This window comes from Acinetobacter sp. SFD (assembly GCF_001647575.1).
GTDB classification, from domain to species: Bacteria; Pseudomonadota; Gammaproteobacteria; order Pseudomonadales; family Moraxellaceae; genus Acinetobacter; species Acinetobacter pecorum.
Genome location: NZ_LSZJ01000012.1, coordinates 1 through 13,542, shown reverse-complemented (window position 1 = coordinate 13,542; position 13,542 = coordinate 1). Strand labels below are relative to the sequence as shown.

Below are 13,542 nucleotides of genomic sequence, written 5' to 3'. Positions count from 1 at the left end.
AAATAAAAAACCCAGTTCAATTGAACTGGGTTTTTTCATGGAACATATAATAAACTGGATTGAAACTTAGCTGAGTTTCATTTTTTCAAAAACCAGCTCACCATGTTCCGCTCTCACCAGAATCGTATCGCCCGGCTGGAATTCTCCCGCAAGAATTTTCTGAGCCAGTCCATTTTCAATACGTTGCTGAATCGCGCGTTTTAGCGGACGTGCACCATACAGCGGATCAAACCCGACCTCAATCAATTGCTCAAAGGCAGTATCATCTACCGACAGGCGCATATCCCGTTCGGCCAGGCGTTGACGTAAACGGTCCAGCTGAATATCGGCAATACCGCGAATCTGGTCTTTTTCCAGTGCGTGGAATACGACAATCTCATCAATACGGTTAATAAATTCCGGACGGAAATGTTCAGATACCGCATTCATCACCACTGTCCGAACTTCATCGCGTGTTGCGCCTTCACCTAACTCGCGAACGTCTTGTGAACCCAGATTCGAAGTCATGACAATCACGGTATTTTTAAAATCTACTACACGGCCTTGGGAATCAGTTAAACGACCATCATCCAGCACTTGCAGCAAGATGTTAAAGACATCCGGATGTGCTTTTTCGACTTCATCGAACAAGAGCACACTATACGGTTTACGGCGCACAGCTTCTGTCAGCACCCCGCCTTCTTCATAGCCCACATAACCCGGAGGCGCACCAACCAGACGGCTTACCGAGTGTTTTTCCATAAACTCGGACATGTCGATCCGGATCATTGCATCGTCACTGTCAAACAGGAAGTTCGCCAAGGCTTTGGTTAGTTCTGTTTTACCTACACCGGTCGGTCCAAGGAACAGGAATGACCCGCTTGGGCGATTAGGATCAGACAAGCCTGCACGTGAACGGCGCACGGCATTGGATACGGCCACCACGGCTTCATCCTGACCCACCACACGTTTATGCAGGAATTCTTCCATATGCAGCAGTTTGTCACGCTCACCCTGCAGCATTTTCGCGACAGGAATACCGGTAGCCGCACTGACGACTTCCGCAATTTCATTCTCGGTCACCTTGTCACGCAACAGTTTTGGTGACTCGCTTTCCTCCGCTGCTTCAATGCGCTCTAGCTGCTTTTGCAATTCAGGAATCACGCCATACTGATAGCGTGCTGCCTCTGCCAGATCACCTTCGCGCTGTGCTTTATCTAGGGCTATACGTGCCTGATCCAGTTTAACTTGGATATCCTTGTTGCCAGCCACCAAGGCTTTATCTGCACGCCAGATTTCTTCCAGATCTTGGTATTCTTTCTCGACCGTTTCAATCTGTTGGGTCAGATGCTTAATCTCGCCTTTGGCACCGCTATCCTCATCTTTTTTCACTGCTTCAAGCTGCATTTTCAGCTGGATCAGACGGCGCTCCAGTTTATCTAGCGCTTCAGGTTTGGAATCTAGCTCCATTTTGATACGGGATGCAGCTTCATCAATCAGGTCAATGGCTTTATCGGGCAACTGGCGATCGGTAATATAACGATGTGACATTTTTGCCGCTGCAATAATTGCAGAATCCAGAATTTGTACACCATGATGCGTTGCATAACGGTCTTTCAGGCCACGTAGAATCGCAATCGTGTCTTCGACACTCGGTTCATCTACCAGCACTTTTTGGAAACGACGCTCAAGTGCAGCATCTTTTTCAATATACTGGCGGTATTCATCCAGAGTTGTCGCTCCCACACAGCGCAATTCGCCACGTGCCAATGCAGGTTTCAGCATGTTGCCGGCATCCATCGCACCATCACTTTTACCTGCGCCTACCAGTGTATGCAATTCATCGATAAACAGGATGATTTCACCTTCGTGTTTGGCAATATCTTTGAGTACAGCTTTTAAGCGTTCCTCAAACTCGCCGCGGTATTTGGCACCGGCCAGCAAAGAACCGAGGTCCAATGACAAAACACGCTTGCCTTTGAGCCCTTCAGGTACTTCACCATTGATAATACGCTGCGCCAGACCTTCGACAATTGCTGTTTTACCCACCCCCGGCTCACCAATCAGTACCGGGTTATTTTTAGTACGGCGTGACAAGACCTGAATGGTACGACGGATTTCATCATCACGCCCAATCACAGGATCAAGCTTGCCTGCCAAAGCACGTTCTGTTAAATCGATGGTGTACTTATTTAGTGAATCACGCTGATCTTCATGATTATTGCTCATGACTTTTTCATCACCTCGAAATTGATTGATAATCTGACGTAAAGTCTCTGCCTTTACTCCAGCACTGCTTAATAAATTTTTGGTATTTCCTGTTTCTGCAAGTGCCAGTAGCACCCAGTCTGTTGAAAGGAATTCATCTCCGGCTTTTTGGGCATAACTGTCTGCCAGATGTAAAACTTTTGCCGCTTCAGGGCTGAGATTAATATCTGCAGATGGATTACTCAGTGTGGCTGCATTACTTAGCGCTGTTTCCAGTTTGGTTTGCAATTCCCGCAGGTTTGCTCCGGCCTGTTGCAACAAGCTGACATTGGAAGTTTCATCCATCAAGGTCGCCAAGATATGAATTCCATCAATAGAAGCATGATCCCTGCTCATTGCCAACGATTGGGCATCTGAAAGGGTTTGCTGCAGGCGGTTGGTAAATTTTTCAAAACGCATTCTTGTTATTCCTCAGCACAAATATTCTATTTGAAAAATATATGGGGGCATGCGAGAAAAAATTCAATTCTTTTATATATATTTTTCAAAAACTTAAATTATATTATTGGACATATATCAGTAATAATATTGGTATAGTTCTAGTTAATTTCAAGCGTAATAATTTAAATTATTTTATTTAAATTCCAGTTCACGCTTAAGTTAAAAAATACCCTCACAAGGAGGGTATTTTATTTACGGTGCAGGGTTCGGCTGCTGACGGTGAATATCTTCAATACCTTTGAGGACTTCTTCTGACAGATCAACTTCAAATGCCTGAATATTTTCTTTCAGCTGCTCCGGATTAGTGGCGCCAATAATGGTACTGGTTACAAAGAACTGCTGCTTGATAAAGGCCAAAGCCAGTTGAGTAAGACTTAAGCCATGCTGTTCTGCCAGCTCGGCATATTGCTCGGTTGCCCATTCACTTTGCGGATTACTATAGCGGCTAAAACGTGAGAACAAGGTGACGCGCGCATTGGCAGGACGGGCACCATGCCGGAATTTACCGGTCAGATAACCAAATGCCAAAGGCGAATACGCCAATAAACCTACGTTTTCATATCGGGCAATTTCTGACATGCCAATTTCATAAGTACGGTTCAGCAGGTTATATGGGTTTTGTACACTGACGAATTTGGACAACCCTAATTTTTCTGCAAGGTGCAGAAACTTCATTGTACCCCATGGGGTTTCATTGGACAGACCAATATAACGGATGCGGCCTTTTTTAATTTCATCCTGCAAGGCGGTCAGGGTTTCTTCAAGATCTGTCACGGCACAGTCTTCTGCCGCTTCAGCATTGCCATAACCCAGCTTGCCAAAGAAATTGGTTGGGCGTTGTGGCCAGTGTAACTGATACAGGTCAATATAATCCGTTTGCAGACGTGACAATGACTGGTCAATGGCTGCTGAAATTTCATCGGCAACGAAACGGGTTTTACCATCCCGGATATGGCTACCACCTTGCGATGGTCCGGCAATTTTTGAAGCTAAAAAAAGTTTGTCACGGCCACCGCGGGCAGCGATCCAGTGACCAATAATACGCTCGGTTGCACCCTGCGTTTCAGGTTTTGGCGGCACCGGATACATTTCCGCGGTATCCCAGAAATACAGTCCCTGATCCAGCGCATAATCCAGTTGCTGAAAAGCCTGTTCTTGCGTGTTCTGCTCACCAAAGGTCATGGTGCCCAAACAAATTTCTGGCAAAAGAATACCAGTATCCGCCAATGGTTTGAATTGCATAAAACCTTCCTGTGAATTTTATTCAGTGAATTGAGATTAAGTCGGCTATAGCCTATCGGAATTATAAGGGGGACTTAAATCATCTTTTCTGAGAAGCTTGTTCTAAATTTATATGTATTGGGTAAAGGAACTCTAATAAAAAAGCAAATCCTGAGATTTGCTTTTTAACATCTGAATTATTCGTCTATGGCACCATCGGCTACTGCTTCGGACGTCTCTTCTAGAGAAACATCAAAGATCAGGATAGCTTTACCATCCGTCTCGATCATGCCCTGTTCTTCTAGCGTTTTCAGTACGCGACCCACCATTTCGCGGGAACAGCCAACAATACGACCAATCTCCTGACGGGTAATACGAATCTGACGGCCATTCGGCAAGATCATTGCTTCCGGCTGTGAAGACAGGTCGATCAGGCAACGTGCAATTCGGCCTGAAACGTCAATAAATGCCAGATCAGTCACTTTACGTGTGGTATTTTTCAAACGACGTACCAACTGAGCAAATACCGCATAGCTCAGATCAGGATATTGCTTGCTGATTTCGTGAAAATTTTCATAGGTAATTTCAGCAATTTCACACACATCACGGGTACGAACTTCCGCAGTGCGTTGTGGATTTACCTCGAATAAGCCCATTTCCCCAAAAAAGTCACCCGCATTTAAATATGCTACGACAATTTCACGATCATCATCTTCACGAAGGATGATAGATACAGACCCCTTCAGAATTAAATACAAAGATTTAGATTCTGATCCTGCATCAATGATCGTAGTACGTTTTGGATACCGATTAATATATGCACGTTTTAAAAGTGCTTTCACGGATTCTGGTAATTGCCCCGGAGAAAGCGCATCAGTGCTTAATTGTGAAAAGTTTGAAGTCATGCTAACAGTTCCGATTATGGATAATTTATAGATCGCACAAGACCTAATGTGAACTTGTCACACAGTGGGATTGAAATTCCGTATCAACCCAATTTATGTTAGTGTACAGTTACTTGACAAATTTATAGCTTTTTTTAGGTAGTTGCAATGCAAACAAGCGTTCATTGGTTAGAGAATGTTGCTTTTGAAGCAAAAACTCAAAGTGGTCATAGCCTTATCATGGATGGTTCAGCTGAATACGGTGGTGAAAACCGTGGTCCCCGTCCTATGGAACTGCTTTTAACGGGTCTGGGCGGTTGTGCGTCTTTTGATATTGTTACCATTTTAAAGAAGGCTCGTCAGGATATTACCGATGTACGCTGCGAATTAAAGGCTGAACGTGCAGATACAATTCCGGCAGTTTTCACGAAGATTCACCTGCATTTTGTGGTTAGCGGCAAAGCGATTAAAGACAAACAGGTGGCAAAAGCGGTAGAACTTTCTGCTGAAAAGTACTGCTCTGCCAGCAAAATGCTGTCTGATGGCGGTGTTGAAATCACCCATGACTACGAAATTATCGAAGCTGAATAAAGTTTAAACTTTGTAAAAAAAGCGGCCTTGAAAAGCTGCTTTTTTTTATATCGAAAAAATGTCAATCAGAACTTCTCCCTGTGTTCTTTTCTCATACCCATTAAACTGAAAGATCATTACCATCCTTCTAAATTCAATCTAAACACTGAATGTCTTTACCTGAATTAGAAATGAAAGTAGTTTAAAAAACTTCAAGATATGTAGAAAATTCATTTAAAGCATAAATACATTTAAACACCTTAAAATTCTGTTCACATCCAGATTCAGGATCTGAAATGTAATTGGCCACTTACTGAAAAATGGGGTCAGGAGCAGGAAGTAAGCTACTTAAACATTTCTTAGTTTCCCCATTTTATTGTTCTTTCTTATCAGGTCTAAATTTTAATTATTAATTTACCTGTCATTAACTTATTTTTTATTTTTTTCAAATTGCTTTAAGAAATATTAAACCTAACATAACCGATAATTATTATTTAAATTAACCAAATTGTCTTATACCGGTCACTTATCCTTTTAAACTATCTTTTCTGAGCCTTGCAATTTTACTTAAGTGCAAAGATTTGCAGATGCAACTTAGCAATTACCAACGATTACTATTAGCACGGAATCCTTAGCAGACTTAGAGCGTTCTGGACAAAGCAAAAATATATCATCCAAAACTCTTCAACTGCATCGAAAATGGATATTTCACTCAAGGAAACACCTCAGACAGTTAAGGTATCCAGTGATCACGCATGTTAGGATCGATTCAGTTCACACCAGACCAAATGCCGGGATTACTACAAAGAGGAATATCGTCATCTGCCAATGTACTCTGTGAGGGTTCCTTAAGATTTATGTATCAGCGAGTCATCATCAGAACCTGAAATTTTCCCATAGAGCCGTGACTTGTTGATCACCCAAGGTTCCCAGGCGGCTTTTAGTGTCAAAAAACATTGTCTTTTTATCTTTGTCTGAATATTTGGGCCACCCTGGGTTGCCATATTTAGCAAATCTGACCTAGGCATCATTCATACTGTCAGACAAAGACTGCGGTGGATTAATACCGACGAAATTCTCCGCTTCTTTTGTGTGAAGCGTTCCGAACGTAAACGGCACGTCTACAAAATGAGCAGCACCCAGAAGGCCATTGTAAGCTGGAGATCGCCAGGAAAAGTGATAAAACCACGTGTTTTGATTACGACTCATAATTTGCGCTATATACAGTGCTGGCATCCTGAACGTGTAGTCCGACATGATCTGGGCATAAACGTCCCCCGGGTTCTCCGCGCTGATACTGTTTGTTGTATAAGCCTGAAATGCATCTGCAGGGAGACCCAGCGCATGAATAACCATGTTCACATCATGAGTCGTGATTTTTTGTAATCCGCTATCGGGCATCAAATATAACCTGTACTCACTGTCGGTACTCCCCACAATAACAGGGACTCGGTTGCTGTCATTCATCGCCAGGTCTTCCATTGGGCTTCTAACGATGATTTTAGAGTCCGCAACCGGCAAAAATGCCGTGCCGCCAAGAGAAAGCCTTCCCCATTGGGTAGCATCTTTGATCTGCTCTCCAACTTTCAGGACATTCTGAACCAGATCATCAAAAGGTACATTGGCCACGGCTTCGGGTTCGGCAGGAATCCCAAGATTGTCGGCAAATTGCCGGGTGATTCGGGTTGCATCGGCTGAGCTAAGCCACTGCATCGGAGGGCTCTGAATAATCGCTTGCTGGTAAAGCCCTTTGGTTTCTGGATTGCCTAAAATGATGGCAACACTGCCTGCACCCGCAGATTGTCCAAAGAGCGTCACCCTGTCCGGGTCACCTCCAAAGTTCGCGATATTATGCTGAACCCATTTAAGTGCTGCGATCTGGTCTACGATACCACGGTTGTCAGGACGTTGAGCAAAATGCATAAACCCATCCACGCCCACCCTGTAGTTTACCGTTACGACCATGCCCCCTTTTCTGGCAAACATGCTTCCGTCATAAACAGACTCCGCGGCATCTTCCCTGATCCAGGCTCCTCCAGGGATCCAGACCATGACGGGTAACTTTCCTTCAGTATGATCAGGCCGCCATATATTGAGAGTTAAATCGCCAGCGCCCCCCCACCAGCCGTTGCGCAGGACTTCTTCCCGGCTGTGGTACGGGCCAGTCAGATACGGTCGCTTTTATTCCTTGCCAGGGCTGCATGGGCTGGGGGTTCTGAAACCGTCGTTCAGGGGTAAAAGGGTTAGCCACATAGGGAATTCCTTTATAAATGCTGATGCCCTCATCGGTGCAGTAACCCTGTACCTTACCCGCCTCAGTATCGACAACGGGGGCCGGTGCATTGCACTGTAAAAATTCCATTCGTATTCCTCCTGGATTCTGCCCCGCCTAATTTAGGTTCAGTAGGATAAAACAATACAATAGGGCTAAAAGCCAAAGAGATTTTTTTTGTTAAAGATAATGAGCCTTCAGTAAATTATCTAAAAATAGCTACTTGAAATAACCCGATACATCGTTTTAATCTTAAATTAATGGCTCTGTATTCAAGGATCAACTGATACTTTACTCAGGAAGGCTGGCAAAGTGGCGTAAAAGCTGTGCTTTCACTTTAAGATCCTTCGTTCCTCTTCAGTTTGTTTGAGCTGACTTTTAAGGCGTAAGCTTTCTTTCTTTGCTTCAAGCAGTTTATGTGCATCAGGTTTATTACGTAAAGGCTGTACGGCCTTTAGCCATTTATAAATGCTGTGCTGGGATACACATAAATGCTCTGCTACACCAGTGACAGAATATCCTTGTTCACTGATCAATTTTACAGCTTCATCTTTAAATTCTAGGGGTATCTTGTTGTCCACTCATAAGGTTCTCTCTTAGGCAAAAGAATAGAAGATATTGCCTGGGAGAATGGTGGCAGTCCAGCAGCACATTGAATTGCTCATGCGCTGCTGGCGGAGGTGCATCTGAGTTCTGTGGTTAACTTCATCCACGGACACTGTAAAGGCACCTTATATTATTTCTGTAATCCCTTCGCTGGGGCAAATTTAAATGGTTTGGCCACACGGTAGTGCTTGGTTGCGTTTCCTGAGAATATGTTTTCCTGGTCGACTCCAAGCTCAAGCTTCATCACCTTTCCAGTTTCCTTCGAGAAGTCAATCTGATTGAGATCGGTCCAGAAGACATTCGGTGACATTGCGGAATCAAAGAAATAGAGGCGCTGCTTATGATCGAACACTGTGCGCCAACGGGTGGTCGCAATTTCCGATTTGCCCGGAGTTGAGAGGCCGAACGGTACAGAAATATTACGGATGATGCCAAAGACACTGGAGCGAAGCTGTTCCGGCTTGGCATTCGGTGGAATTGCCTTCACGTAGTAAGAGGCGCGAGCGAAACGGTCGGCAGCCCGGCTTGTCCCAGGCAACATTGCCGTTCCACCGACTTCTGACCAGTAAGATGCCAGAGCAAGTTGCTCGTCGTATGTAGGAGAATTGGTCATTACCTGATACTGGCGACCATGGTGGATAACTTGCTTGCCGTTGATATACTCAATGATGGCGCTATCGCCGCTTGAGTCAGACAATGACAGGTGAACAGTCGCTTTGAATTGGGTGCCAGGCATCGCATTGGTCACGATCGTAAACGGCTGCTTCTCAAAAGCGGCCACCGCTTCAGCAACAGTTGCAAAGTTGTCAAGTTGTCAAGTTGTCAAGTTGTCAAGTTGTCAAGTTGTCAAGTTGTCAAGTTGTCAAGTTGTCAAGTTGTCAAGGGCATACTGCGCCCAAGCTGCAATCGTCAATCCAGGCGCATCATTTACCTTAAAGGCAGGATACTTTGACTCATCCAGCCAAAGCACATTCGCAACCAGACCTGCTTCGTTCGCCCCGTCACTGGTTGAATTGTCGTAGGTAGCCGCCACTACTGATCCATATTTCGATGTCCAGCGAATGGAATTCGGTCCCAATTCGCCATTCCGCTCCATACCCCGAGGAAAAATATAGAGATCGGTTGAGATTGGTTGCTCCCAGTCCATCGAGCGGGCTGTAAAAATATTACTGTCTTGACCTAGATAAACGAAGCGAGAACAAGCATTCGCGGCAGGAATAACGCTTCCGAATACGGCACAGCATGTCAACATACATGCGGCTAATCGTTTTAGTGAGGCTCGGCGCATTGAGATTTCCTCCAACTAGTACACATATATATCGGCAACAGCGGAGATGATCATGTCAAGCCCGCTCCTGAGCTTGCCGGCTGCTTTGCGTTCCGCCATCAGTCGCGCCAAGATGAGGCCCGAATTGTCGTCGAACGACAGGATACGACTCGCAAACAGCACCAGCGGCCTTTCCAGTCTAAAGAATCACTAACCGAGTATGTCTCGCTCCATGATCACTTCCACATGTTTGCAAAAATTTAGCCAAAGGTGTGTGCCGTTGTCAATGAACGCTTAGTCAGTGGCAACATATGGCATCGATGCCAATCAGGTGATACACTTTATTCGACTTTTCTCTATTTAAAGGCAGGAAGTGGCACTCAGTGCCCTGAACTGCAGCAACTATTCCTGCCACTTCAATAGATGGCGAATGGACAATTTTCTTAGTATTGAACGGAAGGCTACGGAATTTAATCAGGAATGGCTATAATGCTTCAAGTATGCCCATATGATCCATCACAAGCTAGTTGCTGAAACACTGCCCCGCAATTTTCGGATGCTGAAATCATCGGCAATATCCTGATCTCGAGCATTCTCTTTGCAGGGATTTCTACACGCTACCCTGAATACCTATGCCAAATGCACAGCTCATCAGAGATTTTATGCAGACTTTATAAATCCACTCTTGTGATCTTAATCAATTTTGAAAGCATATCATTTAATATTTAAATAATAATACTTATCGATTGCATTAGCATTTAAATATTTATACTTGTCAACAACGGTGTATATTTTAAAAATATTTTAAACTCTCTATTATTTACTAATGAGGAGTAATTCATGATTGTTGTGACTAATCGCATTTGCGTAAAAAAAGGCATGGGCAAAAAAATGGCCCCAATGTTTACCAAAGAAGGTCCACTTCAAAGCTTTGATGGTTTTGAAAAAGTGGAAGTTTTAGTCTCTGAACACGAGGATCATGATGAAATGAGTGTCAATATGTATTGGCAGTCGCAGGAACAGTTTGAGGTATGGCGCCAATCTGATGCCTTTAAACAAGCCCATCATCGCCCTGCAAATGGTGGCCCTACTGCTGAAAATAATCCGGTGATAAGCTCTAAGTTAGTCATCTCGCAGGTAGCTTCAACTGCGACTAAAATTTAATTATTTTAAGTAACCCGAATCGCGGATAAGAAATTAACTTGAAAAACAGGAGGACTAGAGCCATCAGCTGAGTGAGCACACCAAACCTAAAGCTCTAGTCCTGATATTCAATAGTATCGAATTATTTTGCGTAATTGATGATTTCTTTCTTATATATGAAGCAACTTATGGGAAATTTCTCAAACAAAGTTGTCATTCTTTAAGAATCCGAACGGCACAAAAGAAAAAAACTAAATACGTCTATATATGTCATAATCAAACCATACAAAACATATGAAAGGTTACAATGTTCCACACAGTCTCTTTATTAACTATAGAACAAATTTATAACTTTTTAAAAGAATCTCCAAATTTTCAGAATAGTACTCAATTTGAAAGGTTGAAGGGGTTTTTCTTTGAACTTCATGACCATAAAATCGGTGAATTTAAAGCACATCAACCATTAAATTTTACATTAAATTTCAATAAATCCTGGCTAGTAGTAGATGCTGTAGCTGCACCAAATTTTAATCATAAACAATTATTTTTGAAATGGTTATGTATACGATTTAATATTCCAGTTTAAATTAAAAGGACTAATTTTGCATAATACAAAATTAGTCCTTTTAATGAGGCTAAGCTAGCCTTAACTTTTAAAGTACACTTGAAAAATATACTAGCTTAAACTTCGTACTATCTATGCAATTTTGAAAATTTTCCCACTTACAGTACTCTGAAAAAACATTTCAAAACTAGGTCGAATATTTTCCCCATCAACAGTGATATGTTTTATATTCGAATGAGAGCGAGTACTGGCAAACTGATGATCCACAGTCGCTTGAATAGTGTGTTTAACCCCAAACTGATCTTTAACATTAATACTCTGTTTAAGCATGTATATACCTTCCATAAAATTACAGTAGACACTATTTAAATAAATATCTGATTTTTAGTGTTTTTATCTAAACAACTCTATGATCTAGTTTAAACAACTGATTTAAAGAAGTATAAAATGTACGGCCATCTAAATTTAAATCAACCTCCATCCCCGATGAAAGAAGAACTCTTTTACCCACTTCGATTGTTTTTAACCCCTGACGTGTACTTTGCATTTTATTTAGAGGAGTTAATGAAACAATAATTTCGGTACCATTTTTAGCTTTTGCAATTAAATAATTTATTTTTAACAACTTGAATCCTGTTTTTCTGAAAATTTTCCAATTTTGGAAATAACTTTAAAATTTAATTTTAAATTATAAAAAAAGCACTCATGAGTGCTTTTTATTACTGCTTACTACTGCTTAGATAGCAACAATATTTACAGCATTCGGTCCTTTTTGACCTTGGGCTACGCTGAATTCAACCATTTGGCCTTCCATTAAGGTTTTGAAACCTGAACTTGCGATTTCGCTAAAATGAGCAAAAACGTCTGGACCTGACTCTTGTTGAATGAAACCAAAACCTTTAGTTTCGTTGAACCACTTTACAGTACCTTTAACAACATTTGAGTTTGACATAATATATCCTACTAATTTTTAATAATTTTGAGTCATTTTATTGACTAGGTATAACTTTGAAAATAATAAAGAAGCGACTTAAAATCTGAAAAAACGAAGGATTATGACTAAAACTGCGATACTTAAAGAAGATCTACCGAAACAAGACTTTTTTCTAGTTAAGTTAACTATACACTAAAAATATAAATAATCAAGTTTTTTAATATATATATTTATTTTTCTAATAAAAAACCCCATATTTTATAAAAAATAAAATAAAATCAAATTTATATGGTAAATGTAACAATATAATGTAATATGCTAGTCTAGCAAGTTTGATAAGTAATGAATGCGATTATATAGTTCTGTAATAACAATATTAATGTTTTTAATTTCGGGAATGATGATTTTTTCCCATATGCAAATCATATATCAACCATCAAATTTTACCGCTTTAAATATTGCCAATTAGCAATATTTAATTAAAAAACCGCCTGTTAGGCGGTTTTTTAATTTTTGAAGAAATAATAAATGTCTTTATTTAACATAAAACCTCTTATATGTAACCCAAGCTAATTTTGGGCTTTTTCTTGACTAAGTAAAAATTTGGACATTAAACGTGTTGCCCAAGAAGTCGTTTTAAACATTCCCTCATAAAAACCACAATGGCTCCCCCTTCTTGTAGTCACTACAAGGATATTTGGCATCTTCATAATGGCTTGTTTATAAGGTTCCAAATTTTTAATATGACAAACAGGATCATCTTCTGCATTTAAAATCATTAGGGGGATTTTAATATTTTCAAAAACATAAATTGGGTTAGAGGCTTTGACATAGCTTTCATACTCAGAAAATCCAGCCATTTTAAAATATGTTTTCTCAAATTCGGCTAAAGTTTTGACATGCAAGATTTCCTCCCATTGCGGTATTTTCTGCCATATTTCTTGATGGGGCAAAACAAATTTTCGTATGAGTTTCTTAGTCATGATTTTACTATAAACAGGATGAACATTTTTAAATCCTAGTTCAGTGTTATAACCTGGACAAAGGGTAAATGTAGCCTTAATTGGTGTTTTTTCAGCCTCTTCACCTAAGTACCGTATTAATAATCCTGTTCCGGCAGAAGAGCCTACTGCATATAAATCAGAATTTGGAAATTTTTCTCAACCGATGTCATTATGAGTATAAGACGATTCAACCGATGTCATTTTTCAATAAATGATTTTTTAGGTTCAAGATCCATCACAAGATTGTTATTCTCAAATAGAAATGTCCTTTTTGGACATTTCTATTTAGAGCTTACTGAATAGCCACCGATTTTGTAGACACTCTTTAGTTAGATAAAATGGCTAATTAACGAGGTGTTTATGAGCAGTAGCAAACGATATCCTGAAG

11 protein-coding genes and 4 pseudogenes are annotated in these 13,542 nt (G+C 41.2%); 4 read left to right on the top strand and 11 right to left on the bottom strand.

All coding sequences use genetic code 11. From position 1 onward, the window contains the following. Positions 1-66 precede the first annotated feature (66 nt). The 3 genes from clpB to crp all read right to left on the bottom strand — a co-directional run bounded on the left by clpB (position 67) and on the right by crp (position 4,814). A complete protein-coding gene (gene clpB / locus AY605_RS07585; protein WP_064095827.1) occupies positions 67-2,646 on the bottom strand; it encodes an ATP-dependent chaperone ClpB in 2,580 nt (859 codons plus the stop codon). 234 nt (positions 2,647-2,880) lie between these two features. After that, complete coding sequence (locus AY605_RS07580) at positions 2,881-3,930, bottom strand: NADP(H)-dependent aldo-keto reductase (RefSeq protein WP_064095826.1); 1,050 nt, start codon at positions 3,928-3,930, stop codon at positions 2,881-2,883. Positions 3,931-4,106: 176 nt separating this feature from the next. After that, positions 4,107-4,814, bottom strand: a complete 708-nt coding sequence (crp, locus tag AY605_RS07575) for a cAMP-activated global transcriptional regulator CRP (RefSeq protein ID WP_064095825.1) — start codon at positions 4,812-4,814, stop codon at positions 4,107-4,109. Positions 4,815-4,961: 147 nt separating this feature from the next. Between crp and AY605_RS07570 the strand changes: the two genes are divergently transcribed. Beyond that, on the top strand, positions 4,962-5,384 hold the full coding sequence (locus tag AY605_RS07570) for an OsmC family protein (RefSeq protein WP_064095824.1): 423 nt from the start codon (positions 4,962-4,964) through the stop codon (positions 5,382-5,384). Positions 5,385-6,383: 999 nt separating this feature from the next. Here the strand turns inward: AY605_RS07570 and AY605_RS07565 are convergent. From AY605_RS07565 to AY605_RS07555, 4 genes and pseudogenes are all read right to left on the bottom strand, one after another. Next, positions 6,384-7,415 (bottom strand): carboxylesterase family protein, encoded by a 1,032-nt coding sequence (locus tag AY605_RS07565; RefSeq protein WP_265732884.1) that lies wholly within the window; start codon positions 7,413-7,415, stop codon positions 6,384-6,386. 25 nt (positions 7,416-7,440) lie between these two features. Next, complete coding sequence (locus tag AY605_RS15325; RefSeq protein WP_081406350.1) at positions 7,441-7,725, bottom strand: carboxylesterase family protein; 285 nt, start codon at positions 7,723-7,725, stop codon at positions 7,441-7,443. Positions 7,726-7,862: 137 nt separating this feature from the next. Then, positions 7,863-8,220 (bottom strand): annotated as a pseudogene (locus tag AY605_RS07560) (transposase); the annotation flags it as partial. 151 nt (positions 8,221-8,371) lie between these two features. Further along, positions 8,372-9,493: pseudogene (locus AY605_RS07555) on the bottom strand (linear amide C-N hydrolase). Positions 9,494-10,348: 855 nt separating this feature from the next. Here AY605_RS07555 and AY605_RS07550 point away from each other — a divergent pair. From AY605_RS07550 to AY605_RS07545, 3 genes and pseudogenes are all read left to right on the top strand, one after another. Then, complete coding sequence (locus AY605_RS07550; RefSeq protein WP_064095822.1) at positions 10,349-10,672, top strand: heme oxygenase; 324 nt, start codon at positions 10,349-10,351, stop codon at positions 10,670-10,672. A 103-nt stretch (positions 10,673-10,775) separates the two neighbouring features. After that, a pseudogene (locus AY605_RS15030) lies at positions 10,776-10,919 on the top strand (IS982 family transposase); the annotation flags it as partial. Between the two features lie 39 nt (positions 10,920-10,958). Further along, positions 10,959-11,237, top strand: a complete 279-nt coding sequence (locus AY605_RS07545) for a hypothetical protein (protein ID WP_064095821.1) — start codon at positions 10,959-10,961, stop codon at positions 11,235-11,237. A gap of 111 nt (positions 11,238-11,348) precedes the next feature. On the opposite strand, the gene AY605_RS07540 is transcribed toward AY605_RS07545, so the two are convergent. From AY605_RS07540 to AY605_RS07525, 4 genes and pseudogenes are all read right to left on the bottom strand, one after another. Then, a complete protein-coding gene (locus tag AY605_RS07540) occupies positions 11,349-11,546 on the bottom strand; it encodes a hypothetical protein (protein WP_064095820.1) in 198 nt (65 codons plus the stop codon). A 67-nt stretch (positions 11,547-11,613) separates the two neighbouring features. After that, positions 11,614-11,841 carry a hypothetical protein gene (locus AY605_RS07535; protein ID WP_005168316.1) on the bottom strand — a complete coding sequence of 76 codons (228 nt, stop codon included), beginning with the start codon at positions 11,839-11,841 and terminating at the stop codon, positions 11,614-11,616. 111 nt (positions 11,842-11,952) lie between these two features. Continuing rightward, the gene (locus tag AY605_RS07530) at positions 11,953-12,168 is read right to left on the bottom strand and encodes a cold-shock protein (protein WP_005237341.1); all 216 of its coding nucleotides are present in this window, start codon (positions 12,166-12,168) and stop codon (positions 11,953-11,955) included. Between the two features lie 551 nt (positions 12,169-12,719). After that, positions 12,720-13,304 (bottom strand): annotated as a pseudogene (locus AY605_RS07525) (alpha/beta hydrolase); the annotation flags it as partial. Positions 13,305-13,542 lie beyond the last annotated feature (238 nt).

Excerpts from the sequence above, each read along its gene's own strand:
- clpB (WP_064095827.1), bottom strand. The coding sequence starts at position 2,646 with ATGCGTTTTGAAAAATTTACCAACCGCCTGCAGCAAACCCTTTCAGAT.
- AY605_RS07580 (WP_064095826.1), bottom strand. The coding sequence starts at position 3,930 with ATGCAATTCAAACCATTGGCGGATACTGGTATTCTTTTGCCAGAAATT.
- crp (WP_064095825.1), bottom strand. The coding sequence starts at position 4,814 with ATGACTTCAAACTTTTCACAATTAAGCACTGATGCGCTTTCTCCGGGG.
- AY605_RS07570 (WP_064095824.1), top strand. The coding sequence starts at position 4,962 with ATGCAAACAAGCGTTCATTGGTTAGAGAATGTTGCTTTTGAAGCAAAA.
- AY605_RS07565 (WP_265732884.1), bottom strand. The coding sequence starts at position 7,415 with ATGGTCTGGATCCCTGGAGGAGCCTGGATCAGGGAAGATGCCGCGGAG.
- AY605_RS15325 (WP_081406350.1), bottom strand. The coding sequence starts at position 7,725 with ATGGAATTTTTACAGTGCAATGCACCGGCCCCCGTTGTCGATACTGAG.
- AY605_RS07550 (WP_064095822.1), top strand. The coding sequence starts at position 10,349 with ATGATTGTTGTGACTAATCGCATTTGCGTAAAAAAAGGCATGGGCAAA.
- AY605_RS07545 (WP_064095821.1), top strand. The coding sequence starts at position 10,959 with ATGTTCCACACAGTCTCTTTATTAACTATAGAACAAATTTATAACTTT.
- AY605_RS07540 (WP_064095820.1), bottom strand. The coding sequence starts at position 11,546 with ATGCTTAAACAGAGTATTAATGTTAAAGATCAGTTTGGGGTTAAACAC.
- AY605_RS07530 (WP_005237341.1), bottom strand. The coding sequence starts at position 12,168 with ATGTCAAACTCAAATGTTGTTAAAGGTACTGTAAAGTGGTTCAACGAA.